This window comes from Ancylobacter sp. 3268, from assembly GCF_031456575.1.
Classification (GTDB): domain Bacteria; phylum Pseudomonadota; class Alphaproteobacteria; order Rhizobiales; family Xanthobacteraceae; genus Ancylobacter.
Map to the genome: position 1 here is coordinate 60,211 of NZ_JAVDUX010000010.1, position 18,344 is coordinate 78,554.

At 67.5% G+C, this 18,344-nt stretch carries 16 protein-coding genes; all 16 read right to left on the minus strand.

Annotated features, from left to right (window positions below; translation table 11 throughout):
* Positions 1 to 41 precede the first annotated feature (41 nt).
* Positions 42 to 1,187 (minus strand): RIP metalloprotease RseP, encoded by a 1,146-nt coding sequence (rseP, locus tag J2X65_RS15060; RefSeq protein WP_310202416.1) that lies wholly within the window; start codon positions 1,185 to 1,187, stop codon positions 42 to 44.
* 133 nt (positions 1,188 to 1,320) lie between these two features.
* Positions 1,321 to 2,139 carry a phosphatidate cytidylyltransferase gene (locus J2X65_RS15065; RefSeq protein ID WP_310202418.1) on the minus strand — a complete coding sequence of 273 codons (819 nt, stop codon included), beginning with the start codon at positions 2,137 to 2,139 and terminating at the stop codon, positions 1,321 to 1,323.
* Position 2,140: 1 nt separating this feature from the next.
* Entirely contained in the window at positions 2,141 to 2,851 is a 711-nt protein-coding gene (locus tag J2X65_RS15070; RefSeq protein WP_404977725.1) for an isoprenyl transferase, read from the minus strand.
* 115 nt (positions 2,852 to 2,966) lie between these two features.
* Complete coding sequence (gene frr / locus J2X65_RS15075) at positions 2,967 to 3,530, minus strand: ribosome recycling factor (protein ID WP_310202420.1); 564 nt, start codon at positions 3,528 to 3,530, stop codon at positions 2,967 to 2,969.
* A 173-nt stretch (positions 3,531 to 3,703) separates the two neighbouring features.
* Positions 3,704 to 4,438 carry a UMP kinase gene (pyrH, locus tag J2X65_RS15080; protein ID WP_310202422.1) on the minus strand — a complete coding sequence of 245 codons (735 nt, stop codon included), beginning with the start codon at positions 4,436 to 4,438 and terminating at the stop codon, positions 3,704 to 3,706.
* Between the two features lie 112 nt (positions 4,439 to 4,550).
* A complete protein-coding gene (gene tsf / locus J2X65_RS15085; protein ID WP_310202424.1) occupies positions 4,551 to 5,474 on the minus strand; it encodes a translation elongation factor Ts in 924 nt (307 codons plus the stop codon).
* A gap of 167 nt (positions 5,475 to 5,641) precedes the next feature.
* Positions 5,642 to 6,640, minus strand: coding sequence for a 30S ribosomal protein S2 (locus J2X65_RS15090; protein WP_310202426.1), 999 nt, complete (start codon positions 6,638 to 6,640; stop codon positions 5,642 to 5,644).
* Between the two features lie 256 nt (positions 6,641 to 6,896).
* Entirely contained in the window at positions 6,897 to 10,331 is a 3,435-nt protein-coding gene (gene dnaE / locus J2X65_RS15095) for a DNA polymerase III subunit alpha (protein ID WP_310202428.1), read from the minus strand.
* A 343-nt stretch (positions 10,332 to 10,674) separates the two neighbouring features.
* Complete coding sequence (locus J2X65_RS15100; protein ID WP_310202430.1) at positions 10,675 to 11,133, minus strand: hypothetical protein; 459 nt, start codon at positions 11,131 to 11,133, stop codon at positions 10,675 to 10,677.
* A gap of 85 nt (positions 11,134 to 11,218) precedes the next feature.
* Positions 11,219 to 11,899 (minus strand): ABC transporter ATP-binding protein, encoded by a 681-nt coding sequence (locus J2X65_RS15105; RefSeq protein ID WP_310202432.1) that lies wholly within the window; start codon positions 11,897 to 11,899, stop codon positions 11,219 to 11,221.
* A 7-nt stretch (positions 11,900 to 11,906) separates the two neighbouring features.
* The gene (locus tag J2X65_RS15110) at positions 11,907 to 13,130 is read right to left on the minus strand and encodes a lipoprotein-releasing ABC transporter permease subunit (RefSeq protein WP_310202766.1); all 1,224 of its coding nucleotides are present in this window, start codon (positions 13,128 to 13,130) and stop codon (positions 11,907 to 11,909) included.
* 139 nt (positions 13,131 to 13,269) lie between these two features.
* The gene (gene proS / locus J2X65_RS15115) at positions 13,270 to 14,592 is read right to left on the minus strand and encodes a proline--tRNA ligase (RefSeq protein ID WP_310202434.1); all 1,323 of its coding nucleotides are present in this window, start codon (positions 14,590 to 14,592) and stop codon (positions 13,270 to 13,272) included.
* Positions 14,593 to 15,156: 564 nt separating this feature from the next.
* Positions 15,157 to 15,426, minus strand: coding sequence for a DUF1467 family protein (locus tag J2X65_RS15120; RefSeq protein WP_310202436.1), 270 nt, complete (start codon positions 15,424 to 15,426; stop codon positions 15,157 to 15,159).
* A 3-nt stretch (positions 15,427 to 15,429) separates the two neighbouring features.
* Entirely contained in the window at positions 15,430 to 15,834 is a 405-nt protein-coding gene (mce, locus tag J2X65_RS15125; RefSeq protein WP_310202438.1) for a methylmalonyl-CoA epimerase, read from the minus strand.
* A gap of 39 nt (positions 15,835 to 15,873) precedes the next feature.
* A complete protein-coding gene (locus tag J2X65_RS15130) occupies positions 15,874 to 17,556 on the minus strand; it encodes a ribonuclease J (RefSeq protein WP_404977722.1) in 1,683 nt (560 codons plus the stop codon).
* A 14-nt stretch (positions 17,557 to 17,570) separates the two neighbouring features.
* On the minus strand, positions 17,571 to 18,344 hold the full coding sequence (locus J2X65_RS15135; protein ID WP_310202440.1) for a biotin--[acetyl-CoA-carboxylase] ligase: 774 nt from the start codon (positions 18,342 to 18,344) through the stop codon (positions 17,571 to 17,573).

The following is an 18,344-nucleotide window of genomic DNA, read 5'->3' on the forward strand; positions in this document are numbered from 1 at the left end:
CCCGCCGCCGTGGCACACCGGCAACGCTTGGCAGAGGGGCGTCAAGATTTTGAAATATTGAGAATATCATTCCACGTAGCGAACAGCATGAGCATCAGTACCAAAGCAAGCCCGATGCGGAAACCGACCTCCTGCGCCCGATCGCTGAGCGGACGGCCGCGCAGCGCTTCGATGGCGTAGAACATCAGGTGTCCGCCATCCAGCAAAGGTACGGGGAAGAGGTTAAGAAGACCGATCGAAACCGACAGAACCGCCGCCAGCTGCAAAAGCGCGCCGATCCCGAACGTCGCCACCTGCCCGGACACCTGGGCGATGCGAATCGGCCCGCCCAGTTGGTCGGCGGATTCGCGTCCCGTCACCACACCGCCGAGATAGGAGAAGGTGCGCTCGACGATGAACCACACCTCCTTGCCGGCCAGGCCGACCGCCTCGACCGGGCCGAATCGCTGGGTCGTCACCTCGCCCGCACCGGTGGAGCGGGAGATGCCGAGCACGCCGATGCGGTGCACATTGCCGAAGGAATCGGTGATCTCGCGGCGGTCCGGCGTCGCGGACAGCGTGCGCCTCTCGCCGCCGCGGTCGATTTCCACGCGGAGCGGCACGTCGGCGCTGGCCGAGACGATGCGCTGCATGTCGCCGAAGGATTCGATCGGCGCGCCATCGATCGACAGGATCAGGTCATGCGGCTGGAAGCCGGCCTTCTCGGCGGCGCTGCCGGCCTGGATGGCATCGACGCGCGGCGTCGCCACCTGCCGTCCGACCGTCATGAACAGGCCGGCGAAGATGACGATGGCGAGAATGAAATTGGCTATCGGGCCGGCCGCGACGATGGCCGCGCGGGCGCCGACGGATTTGTGGAAGAAGCTCACCTTCTTCTCGGCCTCGGTCATTTGCGAGAGGCCGTTGCGGTCCGGCGTCGAGGCGGCGTTGTCGTCGCCGAGGAACTTCACATAGCCGCCGAGCGGTATCGCCGAAAGCTTCCAGCGCGTGCCGTGCCGGTCGTTGAAGCCGACGATCTCCGGCCCGAAGCCGATCGAGAACGCCACCACCCGCACCCCGGCGCGCCGCGCCACCCAGAAATGCCCGAGCTCGTGGAAGAACACCACGATGGTCAGCACGAAGAGGAACGGGATGAGATAGCCGAGCAGCCATTCGGCGCCGCCGCCCATCGAAGAGAGTACACTCATTGCGTTTTCCTCATCTGCGCCTGGACCCGGGCCGCGATCGGCTCGCCCGGGATGTTGCCGTCCATGATGTCGCTGCCAAGTTTGGCAGAGAAACGGCAGCCTGCCACATTTGCGGCGCGGTTCCCCGCCCCCCTCACCACACCAGCAGGCCGGCGGCCGGCGAAGCGGGATCGCGCACGAGGCCCATGAGGCAGGCGAGCACCGCCGCCACCACCAGCCCGTCCAGCCGGTCCATCAGCCCGCCATGGCCGGGAATGAGATGGCCCGAATCCTTCACGCCGAACCGGCGTTTCATGCTCGATTCGAACAGATCGCCGGCCTGACTGCAGGCGCTGGCGGCGAAGGCCGCCGGGGCAGCGAGCAGCGAGGAGTCGATGCCGGCGAGCCACACCGTCAGCATGCCCGCCCCCACCGCGAACAGCACGCCGCCAACAGCGCCCGACCAGGTCTTGTTGGGGCTGACGCGCGGCCACAGCTTCGGCCCGCCGATGAGGCGCCCGCAGAAATAGGCGGCGATGTCGGTGGTCCATACCACCGCCAGCAGCCAGATCACCGCGACCAGCCCGAAGGCGGGATCGAGGCGCAGCAAGGTGAGCGAGAAGGCGAGCGCACCGGCATAGACCACGCCGAGCATCGCCCACAGCCGCATCGTCGGCCCGCCGCGCACGATGAGCGCCCCCGCGAGCGCGCCGGCCGGCAGCGCCAGGATCAGCATGGGCGGCCCCGCGACCAGGGCGAAAAGGGCGCAGGCAAGGCCGCCGCCGCCGAGCGCGAGAACGCCGGGCAGGCGCGGCAGGCACACCATCTTGGCCCATTCCCGCAGCAGCATCAGGCTGGCGAGGAAGCACAGCAGCACGAAAGGCCGCCCACCCCAGGCCGCGGCGCCGATGACCAGCGGACCCAGCACCAGCGCCGAGCCGAGACGAGGCAGAAAATCGGCACCGATGGTCAACTCACGAACGCCCCGCCGTATCGAGGCCGCCGAATCGCCGCTCGCGGGAGGCGAATTCGGCCAGCGCCTGTTCGAACCATCCGCGGTCGAAATCCGGCCACAGCACCGGGAGGAAGACGAGTTCGGCATAAGCCGCCTGCCAGAGCAGGAAATTCGACAGACGCTGCTCGCCGCTGGTGCGGATGAGCAGATCGAGCGGCGGCAGGCCGGCCGTATCGAGCGCGCCGGCGAGCCGCGCCGGGGTGATGTCCTCCGGCGCCAACCGCCCGGCCGCCACTTCCAGCGCCAATGTGCGGGCGGCCCGCGCGATCTCGTTCTGCGAGCCGTAATTGAAGGCGACGGCCAGTGTGAGGCCGGTATTGCCGGCGGTCAGGCTCTCCGCCTCGCGCAGCATCGCCTGGATCTCGCCGTCGCGCGGATGCCCCTCGCCGAGGATGCGCACCCGCACATTGCGGGTGTGGAGATCCCGAAGATCGCTGCGGATGAACAGCTTCAGCAGCCCCATCAGCTCGTCGACCTCGCCCTCGGGGCGGGTCCAGTTCTCGCTGGAGAAGCTGAACACGGTCAGCGCCTCGATGCCGAGCTCGATGGCGGCGGCGATGGTGCGTCGCACCGCCTCGACGCCGCGACGATGCCCCTCGAAGCGCGGCAGGCCGTGCGACGTCGCCCAGCGGCCATTGCCATCCATGATGATGGCGACATGCCGCGGCACCGGCCGGGCGGGCTCCGCCGCCACCGGCTGCCCGTCCTCGCTCGGTGCATCGTCTGACGCGTCGAACTTCGCGATCTTCAAGGAGGCCAACTCCGCGCCGTCGCCTAGCCTGCGCTCAAACCGCCAGGATTTCCTTTTCCTTGGCCGCCAGCACCTGGTCGACCTCGGCGATCGACTGGTCGGTGGCCTTCTGCACCTGATCCGACAGGCGGGTCTGCTCGTCGGCGCTGATATCGCCGTCCTTCTCCGCCTTCTTCAGGCTGTCCATGCCGTCGCGGCGCACATGGCGCACCGAGACCTTGGCCGCTTCCGCATATTTGTGGGCGACCTTCACCAGTTCCTGGCGGCGATCCTGGGTGAGTTCGGGAATGCGCACCCGGATCACCTGGCCCTCGGTCTGCGGGTTGAGGCCGAGATTGGAATCGCGGATCGCCTTCTCCACCGCCGACACCATGCTGCGATCCCAGACCTGCACCGAGAGCAGCCGCGGCTCCGGCACATTGACCGAGGCGCACTGGTTGAGCGGCATATGGGCGCCATAGGCGTCCACCTGGATCGGCTCCAGGAGGCTCGCGGAGGCGCGTCCGGTACGCAGGCCGCTCAGTTCCTGCTTAAGGACGCCGATGGCGCCCTGCATGCGGCGCTTAAGATCGGCAATATCGATCGAACCAGTGCTCATAGCGAACCCTCTTCTTGCTGCACCGGGCTCACAACGCTGCCCGCTCAGAGCGGCGCCAGCGCCGCAAGCGGCCGGACCCGGCTATATCAGATGGTTTGACGCGCGAGGCAAGCGCGCAGGCGCCTTATTGCATGCCGCAGCGCGGCATGGAGACGGGCGCCGGCGGCGTCCGGCTACGGCGCGACGGTGGTGGAGCGGCCCCTTCCCCGCACGGCGTCCTCGATGGCGCCGGGCTGGCGGATGGAAAAGACGATGATCGGCAGCTTGGCCTCGCGCGCCAGCGCGAAGGCGGCGGCGTCCATCACCTTGAGATCCTTGGCGAGCGCCTCGTCATGGGTGAGCCGCTCGTAGCGGGTGGCGGCCGGATCCCGCTTGGGATCGGCGGTGTAGACGCCGTCGACATTGGTCGCCTTCATCACCGCGTCGCATTCGAGCTCGGCGGCGCGCAGCACCGCGCCGGTATCGGTGGTGAAGTACGGATTGCCGGTGCCGCCGGCCAGCACGACGATGCGCCCGCGCGAAAGGTGCCGGGAGGCGGTCTGGCGGGCATAGGGCTCGCAGATGGTGGGCATCGGAATGGCGGAGAGCGTGCGGGCCGGCGAGCCGGCCTCCTCGATCGCCTTCTCCAGCGCCAGCGCGTTCATCACCGTGGCCAGCATGCCCATATGATCGGCGGTGGCGCGGTCGAGGCCTCGGCCGGCGACGCTGGCGCCGCGCAGAATGTTGCCGCCTCCGACGACGACCGCCACTTCCGCGCCGGACTTCCGGGCATCGACGAGATCGCGGGCGATGCCCTCGATGGTCGGCCAGTGCAGGCCGAAGGCCTCGCTGCCCATCAGCGCCTCACCGGACACCTTCACCAGCACCCGCCGGTAATGGATTTCCTGCGGTTCCGCCGACTGCGACATGAGGCACCTTTTCACTCTTCGCGCGACGCCCAACCGCGCCGCCACAATAAAACACGCCGGACGCGCTGCTGGCGCCCCCGGCGTGGTCTTATCAACAAACGCGTTCTGCGTCTCAGGCGCCGGCGGCGGCGGCGACCTCGGCGGCGAAGTCGCTCTCCTGCTTCTCGACGCCTTCGCCGAGGGCGAAGCGCACGAAGCCTGTGATCTTCACCGGCGCGCCGACCTTGCCCTCGCTCTCCTTCACCGCCTGGGCGACGGTCTTGGAGGGCTCGTGGATGAAGGCCTGCTCGACCAGCGTGACTTCCTTGTAGAAGGTCTTCAGGCCGCTCTCGACGATCTTCTCGACGACGTTGTCCGGCTTGCCGGAGGCCTTGGCCTTCTCGGCCAGCACGCCGCGCTCGCGGGCGACGATGTCGGCGTCGATGCCGGCGGCGTCGAGCGCCTGCGGGTTGGCGGCGGCGACATGCATGGCGATCTGGCGGCCGAGCGCGGCGAGCTCATCGGCCTTGCCGGTCGATTCCAGCGCGACCAGCACGCCGATCTTGCCGAGGCCGTCGCCCACCGAGCCGTGAATGTAGCTGGCGACGACGCCTTCGCTCACCGACAGCTCCTTGGCGCGGCGCAGGTTCATATGCTCGCCGATGGTGGCGACGGCGCTGGAGATCGCCTCGCTGACGGTGCCGCCGGCCGGATAGGCCGCCGCGCCGATCGCCGCGACATCGTCGCCGGCGGCGAGCGCCACCTGGGCGATGTTGCGCACCAGCGCCTGGAACTGCTCGTTGCGGGCGACGAAGTCGGTCTCGGAGTTCACCTCGACTACCACGCCCTTGGTGCCGGCCAGTGCGAGGCCGATCAGGCCCTCGGCGGCGACGCGGCCGGCCTTCTTGGCGGCCTTGGCGAGGCCCTTCTTGCGCAGCCAGTCGATGGCGGCCTCGATGTCGCCCTCGACCTCGTTCAGCGCGTTCTTGCAGTCCATCATGCCCGCGCCGGTCTTCTCGCGCAGCTCCTTCACCATGCCCGCGGTGATGTTGGCCATATCCCGTTCCTCATTCCAATCGACACGATTCGCAGGTGTCCGCTGCGACGTATCATTCGTGCATGTGTCATTTGACGACACGGCCGGCCGGAGGGTTCCGGGCCGGCCGCGACTTCACGATCCGAACGGCAGCCCATATCGCCGCCGCGAGACTTCTTCCGCCCCGGTCACTCGACCTCGGCGGTCAGCTCCTTGGCCTGGGCGACCCAGCCATCGACACGGCCCGGCAGGCCGACTTCTTCGCCGATCCGGTGCGCATCGGCGGCGTCGAGGCCGGCGATCTGCGAGAAGTGGAAGATGCCGAGGTCGGTCAGCTTCTTCTCGATGGCCGGGGAAACGCCGGTCAGCTTCTTCAGGTCGTCGGCCGGGCCACGCGGGCCGGACAGCGGCTCGAAGCTCGACCAGGTGGTCTCGGCGGGAAGGTCCTCGATCAGAGGCACTTCGGCGGCGCCGATATCGACACCGAAATCGCCCTGGGCGCGGCCGATGCCGTCGATGGCGGCACGGGCGATCAGGTCGCAATAGAGGTTGATGGCGCGGCCGGCGTCGTCATTGCCCGGCACCGGATAGGAGATGCCGTCCGGGTCGCAGTTGGTGTCGAGGATCGCCGCAACCGGGATGCCCAGGCGACGCGCTTCGGCGACGGCGAGGTCTTCCTTGTTGGTGTCGATCACGAACAGCAAATCCGGCAGGCCGCCCATGTCGCGGATACCGCCAAGGGCGCGATCGAGCTTTTCCTTCTCGCGCTGGAGCGTCAGGCGCTCCTTCTTGGTGTAGCCCACACCTTCGCCGGCATTGAGCAGCTCTTCGAGCTTCTTCAGGCGGGCGATGGAGTGCGAGATGGTCTTCCAGTTGGTCAGCATGCCGCCGAGCCAGCGGGAATTGACATAATACTGCGCCGAGCGCTTGGCCGCATCGGCCACCGCATCGGCCGCCTGGCGCTTGGTACCGACGAACAGCACGCGGCCGCCGCGGGCCACGGTGTCGGACACCACCTGCAGCGCACGGGCCAGCGAGGGCACCGTCTGGGCGAGGTCGATGATGTGGATGTTGTTGCGGGTGCCGAAGATGAACGGAGCCATCTTCGGGTTCCAGCGGTGGGACTGATGGCCGAAATGCACGCCAGCTTCAAGCAGCTGACGCATGGTGAAATCGGGAAGTGCCATGGTCATCTCTCTTCCGGTTAGCCTCCGCGGACATGGCCGTGCCGGGAATTCGGCATCGACACCGGAGCGGCCATGGGCCTCGACCATAGGAAGAGAGCCCGGCCGCGAAGTCCGCGTGCGGGATGGCGCGGCATATACGCGAGGTGGCGGTGTTAGGCAAGAGCGATGGCCGCAGCGGCACCCTGCGCGCCGCCCTGACGGAAGCGTAACGCCATCCCGCTACCGGAGCGCACTTCTGCGAAGGCGGCCGGCCGCTCTAATGCATCTCCACCGCCACCACGCCGGGCACCGCCTTGATGGCGCCGGCGATCTGCGGGGAGAGACCGAAGCGGCCGGGAAGCTTCACCTCGACCTCGGTCTCGCCGCGCTCGCCGAGCAGCAGCACGATGGCCACCTCGCCGTCGCCGCGCCCGCCGCCGAGCGAGCCGAGCCGCGACGCCACGCTTTCCAGCGGATCGGGCGAGCGCAGGAAGATGCGCAGTGCCCTCTGCATCTTGGAGGCAGCCTGGTCGAGCGGCTCGCAGGTCTGGATGCGGGCGCGGACATCCTCGCCCTGCAACTCGGCGGCGACGTGGAGCAGCAGCGCCCTCCCCGGCTCCAGCAGGTCGCGGAACTGGTTCAGCGATTCGGAGAACAGCACCGCCTCGAACTGGCCGGAGGGATCGGACAGGCCGACAATGCCCATCTTGTTGCCGGTCTTGGTGCGGCGCTCCTGCTTGCTCACCACGGTGGCGGCCAGCCGCCCGGCGGTGGCGCCGGCGCGCACCGAGCGGGAGAAGTCGCTCCAGCGCTGCACGCGGAAACGCTCCAGCGCCTTGCCGTAATCATCGAGCGGGTGGCCGGTGAGGAAGAAGCCGATGGCGTCGTATTCCTTTTGCAGCTTCTCCGCCGGCAGCCACGCCTCGACATTGGGGATGCGCAGATCCGCCGCCATCGACGGCCCGCCGAACATGTTGCCCTGCCCGAGCGCCGCCTCGGCGCCGGCCGCCGCCGCATGGCCGAGCACCGCCTCGATGGCGGCCGCGGCGCGGGCGCGGTTCGGCTCCAGCGTGTCGAAGGCGCCGGCGTTCACGAGGCTCTCCATGGTGCGCTTGTTGAGCGCCTTGGCGTTGATGCGGGCGGCGAAATCGGCCAGATCCTTGAACGGCCGGTCGCCCCGCGCCTCGACGATGGCGTCCACCGCCTGCAGGCCGACGCCCTTGATGGCGGCGAGCGCGTAGAGGATGCGCCCGTCCTTCACCGCGAATTCGCGGCCCGAATGGTTCACCGACGGCGGCACCACCGTGATGCCGAGCCGCTGCGCATCCTGGCGGAATTCCGCCAGCTTGTCGGTGTTGCCCATGTCGAGCGTCATCGAGGCGGCGAGGAACTCGGTGGGGTAGTTCGCCTTCAGATAGGCGGTCTGGTACGACACCAGCGCATAGGCCGCCGCGTGGCTCTTGTTGAAGCCGTAATCGGCGAACTTGGCGAGCAGGTCGAAGATCTCCGAGGCCTTGGCCTTGGGCACCCCACGCTCCACCGCGCCGTCGACGAAGCGCTCGCGCTGCTTGTCCATCTCGGCGCGGATTTTCTTGCCCATGGCACGGCGCAGCAGGTCCGCCTCGCCGAGCGAATAGCCCGACAGGGTCTGGGCGATCTGCATCACCTGTTCCTGGTAGATGATGACGCCGTAGGTCTCCTTGAGGCTGCCCTCCAGCGCGGGATGGGCGTAGACAGCCTGCTCCTGCCCGTTCTTCACCGCGCAATAGACCGGGATGTTGGCCATCGGGCCCGGACGATACAGCGCCACCAAGGCGATGATGTCCTCCAACCGGTCCGGCTTCATGTCGACGAGGGCACGCCGCATGCCGGCGCTTTCCACCTGGAACACCCCGACCGTCTCGCCACGGGTGAGCATGGCGTAACTGCCGGCATCGTCGAGCGGGATGGTGCCGAGATCGAGCTCGATGCCGCGCTGGGCGATCAGCCGGACCGCCGTCTGCAACACGGTGAGCGTCTTCAGGCCCAGGAAGTCGAACTTCACCAGCCCGGCCTGCTCGACCCATTTCATGTTGTACTGCGTCACCGGCATATCGGAACGCGGGTCTCGATAGAGCGGCACCAGTTGCGCCAGCGGCCGGTCGCCGATCACGATGCCGGCGGCGTGGGTCGAGGCGTGGCGGTTCAGCCCTTCGAGGCGGGTGGCGATGTCGAAGGCGCGCTTCACCACCGGATTGGCTTCGGCCTCGGCCTGCAGGCGCGGCTCGTCATTGATCGCCTGCTTCAGCGTCACCGGGTTGGCGGGGTTCTGCGGCACCAGCTTGCAGAGCTTGTCGACCTGGCCATAGGGCATTTCCAGCACACGGCCAACGTCGCGCAGCACGCCGCGCGCCTGCAGCGTACCGAAGGTGATGATCTGCGCCACCTGGCTGCGGCCGTAGCGCTGCTGCACGTAGCGGATCACCTCGTCACGTCGTTCCTGGCAGAAGTCGATATCGAAATCCGGCATCGACACGCGTTCGGGGTTCAGGAAGCGCTCGAACAGCAGGCCGAAGCGCAACGGATCGAGGTCGGTGATGGTGAGCGAATAGGCGACCAGCGAGCCGGCACCGGAGCCACGCCCCGGCCCCACCGGGATGCCGTGCGCCTTCGCCCATTTGATGAAGTCCGACACGATCAGGAAGTAGCCGGGGAACTTCATCTTCTCGATGATGCTGAGCTCGAAGGCGAGCCGCTCGTGATAGTCCTTCTCCGTCAGCCCCGGCGCCGGGCCGTGCACGGCAAGCCGGGCGGCGAGCCCCTCCTCCGCCTGCACGCGTAGTTCCTCGGCCTCGTCACGTTCCATGGTGAAGCGCGGCAGGATCGGCTTCACGGTGCGCGGGCGATAGGCGCAGCGCCGCGCGACCTCGATGGTGTTGGCGAGCGCCTCGGGAAGATCGGCGAACAACTCCATCATTTCCGCGCGGGTGCGGAAGCGATGCTGGGGGGTGAGCTGGCGGCGGCCGTCCTCGGCCACCAGGCGCCCCTCGGCGATGCAGATCAGCGCATCATGCGCCTCATAATCATCCTGGGAGGCGAAGAACGGCTCATTGGCCGCCACCAGCGGCAGCTGCAGGCGGTAGGCGAGCTCGATGAGCGCGCGCTCAACCCGTCGCTCCTCGCCGATGCCGTGGCGCTGGATCTCGACATAGAGCCGGTCGCCGAACAGCGTCTTCAGCGCCTCCAGCCGCTGGGAGGCCACATCCGGCGCTCCGAGCGCCAAGGCCTTGTCGATCGGACCGGAAGGCCCGCCGGTGAGGGCGATGAGCCCCGCATGGTGCGCCTCCAGCCATTCCATCTTGATATGGGGGGCGCCGTCATCGGCGGTGTCCAGATAGGAGCGCGACACCAGCTCCATCAGATGACCCCAGCCGGTCTTGTCGGCGGCGAGCAGCACGATGCGCGGGCGCTGGGCATGCGCAGGCCCCCGACCGGCCTGATCGCCGAAATCGATGGCGAGCGAACAGCCGACGATGGGCTGAATGCCGGCACCGGCCATCTTTTCGGAAAATTCCAGCGCCCCGAACAGGTTGCCGGTATCGGTCAGGGCGATGGCGGGCTGCCGGTCCTTCTTGACCAGTTCGGCAAGCTTGCCGACCGGCAGCGCCCCCTCCAGCAGCGAGAAGGAGGAATGGACGTGGAGATGGACGAACCCGACATCCGCCTCGGCCATGTTGCTTCTCCCGCTCGCGACTCACAAGCGCTCATCGTGAGGAGGGCGGCCACCGGCGTCCACCCGCGTCTGCGTGAGCGACGGGTCTGTCCCCGTCATCCTCCGATGCCGGCGAACACGCCGGCCCAGGTGCCGATCATCGCCACGAACAGGCCGATGGAGGACAGCGCGGCGACTTCCTGAAACAGGATGCGGATCATGACGATCTCCCTTGCGACATGACGATATGGAACATAGGGAGAACATCGGGGATAAACGGCCTCAGGTCAAGCTTTGTTCTCTTTGTGTTCTTGTGGTTGGTTGCGGAACCGCTAACGCGATTCCTCGAATCGTCGGCAATGCGTCAGGAGATACGCGGCGGCCAGGCGAGGTCGAGCCGCACCGACAGGTGCCGGGCGGCGTCGCGCGGGGCGACGATCAGGGCGTCGCAGCGTGCCGGCTTGCCGTTCATCGCCGCCATGAAGGTCCGCACTTCCTTGCGGCCGATCGTGCCGACCGTGGCCCCGTCGACCACCACCCGGATCTGCACCGCATCGCGGGCCCGAGAGGTTTCCGGCACCAGCTCGGCGACGCAATCATAGCCCGAGGGCGTCGTGGCGAGCGCCGAGAAGCGGTCGAGGCTCGCCTGGTGCGCCTCCACATGGTCGACCGCGTAATCGTAATCCCCGTCCCCCGCCAGTTGCTGCTCGGCGGTCACCGGTACATGCCGGGTGCCGAACAGGCGCAGCGCGGCGATCAGCATCACCGCGGCCAGCACGGCGAGGGATAGCATCGACAGATGATCAAGCCACGGCAAGTCCATCCGGGGGGCGCTCCTCAGGGGCGTCCGTACATGTCCCGAAATAGTAAGACCAATAACCGCGCCGGCAACCGGAAATCTCCGTATGTCAGGCGAGTTCGGCGACGCCCCCGTCATGCAGGGTCACGCGGCGGTGCATGCGCGCGGCAAGATCGAGATTGTGGGTGGCGATCACGGCCGCCAGCCCGGTCGCCTCGACGAGTTGCTGCAGCGCGTGGAAGACGTGGTCGGCGGTGTGCGGATCGAGATTACCGGTCGGCTCGTCCGCCAGCAGCACGCGCGGCGCATTGGCCACTGCCCGGGCAATGGCCACGCGCTGCTGCTCGCCGCCGGAAAGCTCGCCGGGCCGGTGCTCCAGCCGCTTGCCGAGGCCGAGATAGCTCAGCAGTTCCTTGGCGCGTGCCGCCGCCTCGCGCTTCGCCAGGCCGCGGATCATTTGCGGCATCATCACATTCTCCACCGCCGAGAACTCGGGAAGGAGATGATGGAACTGGTAGACGAAGCCGATATCGGTGCGGCGGATACGCGTGCGATCGGCATCGGCGAGGCCGGCGGTGGGCTGATCGCCGATATACACCTCGCCGGAGTCCTGATGCTCCAGAAGGCCGGCGATGTGCAGCAGCGTCGACTTGCCGGTACCGGAGGGCGCGACCAGGGCCACCGACTGCCCCTCCATCACCTCGAAATCGGCGCTGCGCAGGATCTCGAGCGTGCCCTCGCCCTGAACGTAACGGCGGTCGATGCCCTGAAGGCGCAATGCGGCGGCCATTCTCGCCTCACTCATAGCGCAGCGCTTCCACCGGATCGAGGCGCGCGGCGCGCCAGGACGGGTAGAGCGGAGCGAGGAAGGACAGCACCAGCGCCATGATCACCACCGAGGTGGTCTCGCCGGCATTCATCTCCGCCGGCAGGCGCGAGAGATAATAGAGCTCCGGCGAGAACAGCTCGGTCGCGGTCAGCCAGGAGATGAACTGACGGATCTCCTCGACATTCAGGCAGACGACGAGGCCGAGCAGGAAGCCGGCCAGAGTGCCGACCACGCCGATCGCCGCGCCGGTGACCAGGAAGATGCGCATGATCGCCCCACGCGAGGCGCCCATGGTGCGCAGGATGCCGATGTCGCGGCCCTTGTCCTTCACCAGCATGTTAAGGCCGGAGACGATGTTGAACGCCGCCACCACCACGATCAGCGTCAGGATGAGGAACATCACGTTCCGCTCGACTTGCAGCGCGTTGAAGAAGGTGGCGTTTCGCTGCCGCCAGTCGACGATGTAGACCGGCCGCTGCGCCGCCTGCTGCACCGCGGCCCGGTACGTGTCCATGGCGTCGGCATTGTCGGTGTAGACCTCGATGGCAGTGACGTCGCCATCCTTGTTGAAATAGGCCTGCGCCTCCGGTAGCGGCATGAACACGAAGGCGCCGTCATATTCCGACATGCCGATCTCGAAGATCGCGGCGATCCGGTACGCCTTGATGCGCGGGCTGGTGCCCATCGGCGTCACCGCCCCGCGCGGCGAGACCAGGGTCATGTTGTCGCCGGCGTGCAGCGAGAGCTGGTCGGCGAGCCGCTTGCCGATGGCAATGCCCTCGCCCTGATCGAAGCCCTGCAGCGTGCCCTCGCGGATGTTCGCGGCGATCGAGGGCAGCGCCCGCAGATTGCCTTCCGAGATGCCGCGCACCAGCACGCCCGAGGCGTTGAAGGCCGAGGAGGCCAGCGCCTGCCCCTCGATCAGCGGCACGGCCAGCTTGATGCCCGGCACGCCGGCGATCCGCATGGCGACCGCCTCGTAGTCCGTCAGCGGACTGTCGATGGGTTGCACCAGCAGGTGGCCGTTGAGGCCGAGGATCTTCGACAGGAGCTCGGTACGGAAGCCGTTCATCACCGCCATGACGATGATCAGTGTCGCCACACCCAGCATGATGCCGAGGAAGGAGAAGCCGGCGATGACCGAGATGAAGCCTTCCTTGCGGCGGGCGCGCAGATAGCGCAGCGACAGCATCCATTCGAAGGCGCTGAACGGCCGCGTGCCGGAAGGCTCCGCGGCCGCCTTCGTCCGGACGTCTTCCTTGCCGGAGGTCTTGCCCGCCGGATTCTTCGCTGCGCTCTTGAACGCCATCTCGCCTCCGCCGCCTTCCGGCTCAGCCGAGAACGCGGGCGAGCGCAGACTCGACCGACAGATTCTCGCGCGCACCGTCCGCTCGGCGCTTCAGTTCCACCGTGCCGGCCGCGAGCCCCTTCGGCCCGACAATGATCTGCCAGGGCAGACCGATGAGATCGGCCGTGGCGAATTTCGAACCGGGACGCTCCTCGGTATCGTCATAGAGGACGTCGACGCCTTGGGCGGTCAGCGCCGCATAGATCTGCTCGCAGGCCGCGTCGGTCGCCGCATCGCCGACCTTGAGGTTGAGAATGCCGACCTTGAAGGGCGCGATGGCGTCCGGCCAGATGATGCCGTTCTCGTCATGCGACGCCTCGATGATCGCCGCCACCAGCCGCGAGGGGCCGATGCCGTAGGAGCCCATATGCACCGGGCGCTCGACGCCGTCGGGGCCGGTCACCTTGGCGCCCATCGGCTCGGAATATTTGGTACCGAAATAGAAGATGTGGCCGACCTCGATGCCGCGGGCGGAGAGCCGCTTGCCTTCCTCGACGGCCTCGAACGCGGCGACGTCGTGCTTCTCCTCGGTGGCGGCGTAGAGGCTGGTCCACTGGTCGACCGTCGCCTGCAGCGCCGCGGGATCGCGGAAATCGATGCCGGCGGGGGGCGGCGCCATGTCGAGATAGTCGGCGTGGCAGAACACCTCGCTCTCGCCGGTGGAGGCGAGAATGATGAATTCATGGCTGTGATTGCCGCCGATCGGCCCGGTATCGGCCACCATCGGGATTGCCTTCAGCCCCAGTCGGGCAAAGGTGCGCAGATAGGCGACGAACATGCGGTTATAGGCGATGACCGCATTGTCGAAATCGAGATCGACCGAATAGGCGTCCTTCATCAGGAACTCGCGCGAGCGCATGACGCCGAAGCGCGGGCGCACCTCGTCGCGGAACTTCCACTGTATATGGTAGAGGTTCAGGGGCAGGTCCTTGTAGGACTTCACATAAGCGCGGACGATCTCGGTGAGCATCTCCTCATTGGTCGGCCCGTAGAGCATGTCGCGCTCGTGGCGATCCTTGATGCGGAGCATTTCCTTGCCGTAGTCGTCATAGCGTCCGCTTTCCCGCCAGAGATCCGCCGACTGGATGGTCGGCATCATGATCTCGATGGCGCCGGAGCGGTTCTGCTCCTCGCGGATGACGTTGCAGATCTTGTCCAGCACCTTCTTGCCGAGCGGCAGCCAGGCATAGATGCCGGCGCTCTCCTGGCGGACCATGCCGGCGCGCAGCATCAGCCGGTGCGAGACGATTTCGGCTTCCTTGGGGACTTCGCGCAGGATGGGAAGGAGGTAGCGGGACAGGCGCATCAGCGAGACTTTCGATTCGACCGGCGCGGATGGCCGGAAAGACGGTGCCGAGTGAAACCGGATCGGCGTCGAAAAGACAAGCCCTTGCCCCGCCTCTCCCCTCGCCCGCGCCCTGTGACGACGGCAATTTGAACGGCTGTCACACCCCGGCTGCACTTTTGACTATTGCGCTGCACAAACGATCTATTGCGGCGCAAGGATGACAAGCCGATTGATTCCGGCCTATGTTGGCTTCCTCAAGAAAGGGGTCCGCCCGTCCACGCTCTCGCGCGGCGTCCGGCCCGGGTCTCGGGAGGAATGATCGGCAAGAAAGCCCCCTGGCAGATCACCGTAAAACGGGACGGAACCAGGCGCGGGCGGCCATGAGAAAGAGAAGGCGGGATCCGGTGGATCCCGCCTCTTTTTTTGCCGATTGGAACGATGTGCACGCTTGGCTATGCGGCGAGCCGGTCGGTTCGATCGCCTTGGACTCCCCCGCCAAAGCTTCCACGAAGAACGCACGCGCCCTCTTCCCGCGCCGTTCAGGCAGCTGTCACCGAACCGACGTCTTTCAGCGCCGAGCCGTCATCGGACCGCGAACGGCATCGGGAACATGTCGAGCCGCAGCCGGTGGGTCTCCACCAGGAAGGCGAAGAGCCCGACGATGACCGCCGCGATCAGCGTGGTGGCGATGGCCTTGCGGATGAGCAGCGGGCGCTGGGGGGCGCCGGGCTCGGTGCCATCCTGCGGCGTGCCGTCCTCGTGCTGCGAGCGCACCCCGAACGGCAACGTCATGAAGATGACCGTCCACCAGACCAGAAAGTAGATGGCGATATAGGTGCCGATGCCGAACACGGTTCAGGCCTGCTCCAGTTCGACGAGCGTACCGTTGAAATCCTTGGGATGCAGGAACAGCACCGGCTTGCCATGCGCCCCGATGCGCGGCTCGCCGGGGCCCAGCACCCGAGCGCCGGCGCCGGTCAGCCGGTCGCGGGCGACGAGGATGTCATCCACCTCGTAGCAGATGTGGTGAATGCCGCCATCCGGGTTGCGCTCCAGGAACCGGGCGATCGGCGAGCCTTCGCCCAGCTGGCCCAGCAGCTCGATCTTGGTGTTCGGCAAGTCGATGAACACCGTGGTCACGCCGTGTTCCGGCTGGTCGACCGGCGCCGACACCTTGGCGCCCAGGGTGTCGCGGTAGAGAGCGGTCGCCGCCCCAAGGTCCGGCACGGCGATGGCGACATGATTGAGACGACCGATCATGACAGTTCTCCCCGCCCGGCTACGCTCAGGCGGCGTCCTTCATACCGTGATCACCAGCACATGGCAGAGCGGCTTCTTGCCCCAGGCGGCGTTCACCTGCGAACGCACGGCGCGGGTGAGCGTATCCGCCACCGCGTCCGGGTCGCGCCGCCGCGGCTTGGGCAGATTGTCGAGACAATCCAGCACCGCGTCCTCCACCACCTCGTCCAGCGGCTTGCCGCCGATTCCGCTCTGGGGAATGCCGGTCAGGTCGATCATCGGATCGCCGACGACATCGCCCTTGGCGGTCATCGCCACCGCCACCGAGATCACGCCGGCAAAGGAAAGCCGCCGGCGTTCGGCGATCGCCGGGTCGGCATCCCCGACCAGCACCTGGCCGTCCTTGTAAAGCCGGCCGACCGGAATTTCCTCGATCACCTCGGCATCGTGGCCGGGATCCTCGCCGATGAGGCGCACCATGTCGCCGTCGACGATGCGCACCACCTGCTTGGCACCCATGCGGCGGGCAAGATCGGCATGTTCGGAGAGGTGCAGCGGCTCGCCATGCACCGGCACCGAGATGCGCGGCCGCAGCCACCGGTACATCTGCTCCAGTTCGCCGCGGCGGGGATGGCCGGAAACATGGACGAGGGCGTCGCGATCGGTGGTCACCTTCACGCCTTCGAGCACCAGGGCGTTGATGATGCGGTTCACCGCCCGCTCATTGCCGGGGATGGTGCGGGACGAGAAGATCACATGATCGCCGGGGGAAAGCGCGATCTCCGGATGGTCGTCATCGGCAATGCGGGCCAGCGCCGCCCGCGGCTCGCCCTGGCTGCCGGTGAGGATCGCCACCACCTTGTCCCGCGGCAGGAAGCCATAGGCATCGACCGAACGGAAGGGCGGCAGCCCGTCGAGCAGCCGCTGCTCGCGCGCCACGGCGATCACCCGCTCCATGGCGCGGCCGACCAGCACGACCTCGCGCCCGACCGAATGCGCCGCCTCCGCGACCGAGCGGATGCGTGCCACATTCGAAGCGAAGGTGGTCACCGCCACGCGATTGGGCGAGGCGCGCATAAGGTCGGCCAATACCAGGCCGACCTCGGCCTCGGAGGGAGAGACACCGTCGCGGATGGCGTTGGTGGAATCGCAGATCACCGCCCGCACGCCCTCGTCGCCGAGCGCGGTGAAGCGGGCGGGGTCGGTGACGTTGCCGACCACCGGCGTCGGATCGATCTTCCAGTCGCCGGTATGGACCACAAGGCCGAGCGAGGTGCGGATGGCCAGCGCGTGGCTATCGGGAATCGAATGCGCGACGGGCACGAACTCGACGTCGAACGGTCCGATCTGCGCCCGCCCGCCGGAGGGCACCACGCGGAACGGGATCTTCGGCGCGCCCGGCTCGCCCAGACGGCGGGCCTCGGCCAATGCCGCGGTGAACGGCGTCGTGTAGACCGGGCAGCCGAGGCGCGGCCACAGATCGACCAGCGCCCCGACATGATCCTCATGGCCATGGGTCAGCACCAAGCCGACGATGCGCTCACGCGCGGCGTCGAGGAAGGTGATGTCCGGCATGATGATGTCGATGCCCGGGACATCGGGTCCGGCGAAGGAGATGCCCAGATCCACCACCAGCCACTGCCGCTTGTGACGCGGACCGAACCCGTAGATCCCGAGATTCATGCCGATCTCGCCGACGCCCCCCAGCGCGGCGAAAACCAGCTCGTCCGAAGACTTTGTCACTCACTTGCCTTTCATCACCCAAGTCCCGCCGTTGACGGGAAGATGTCCCCGGCGCGTATCGTCTCGCGCACGCCGTCCGGGCGACGCAGAACCAGGGCGCCGGAAAAATCCAGCGCCTCGAATATGCCTTCGGTCTCGCGCCCCTGCAGCCGAACGGTCACCGGCCGGCCGAGGCCAAACGCGCAGCGCAGCCAGGATTCGCGCGTGCGCGAAAAACCCTCGCCGCGCTCCCACTGTGCCAGCCGGTCCCGCATCGCGGCATCGAGCGCCAGGCGCAGCGATTCCGGCTCGGTCGGGAAACCGGCACTCTCCAGGTTCGCCGTCGGATAGGGCGTATCGTCGGGGCTACGGGCGCAGTTCACGCCGAAGCCGATCACCGTCGCGCCGCGCCCGTCCGCCAGCCTCGTGCCTTCCAAGAGGATGCCGGCAAGCTTGCCGCCGTCGATCAATACGTCGTTCGGCCATTTCACGCCGATGCGCAAGGGGTCGATGCCGGTGACCGCGCGTACCGCGTCATAAAGTGCCAGCGCGGCGACGAAGCAGAGCTCCGGCTGACGCACCGGCGGGGCGGGATCGATCAGAAGCAGCGAGGCATAGAGATTGCCCGGCCGCGAATCCCAGGGCCGGCCGCGCCGACCGCGACCGGCGGTCTGGCGCGTGGCCACGAACCAGCAGGGGGCCAGAACGGAACCGGCGCCGGCCCCGGTTGCCCGGGCCAGCGCCTCCGCATTGGTAGAGCCGATCTCGTCGAAGCGGACGACCGGCGTACCGGATCGGTCGGCGTCCAT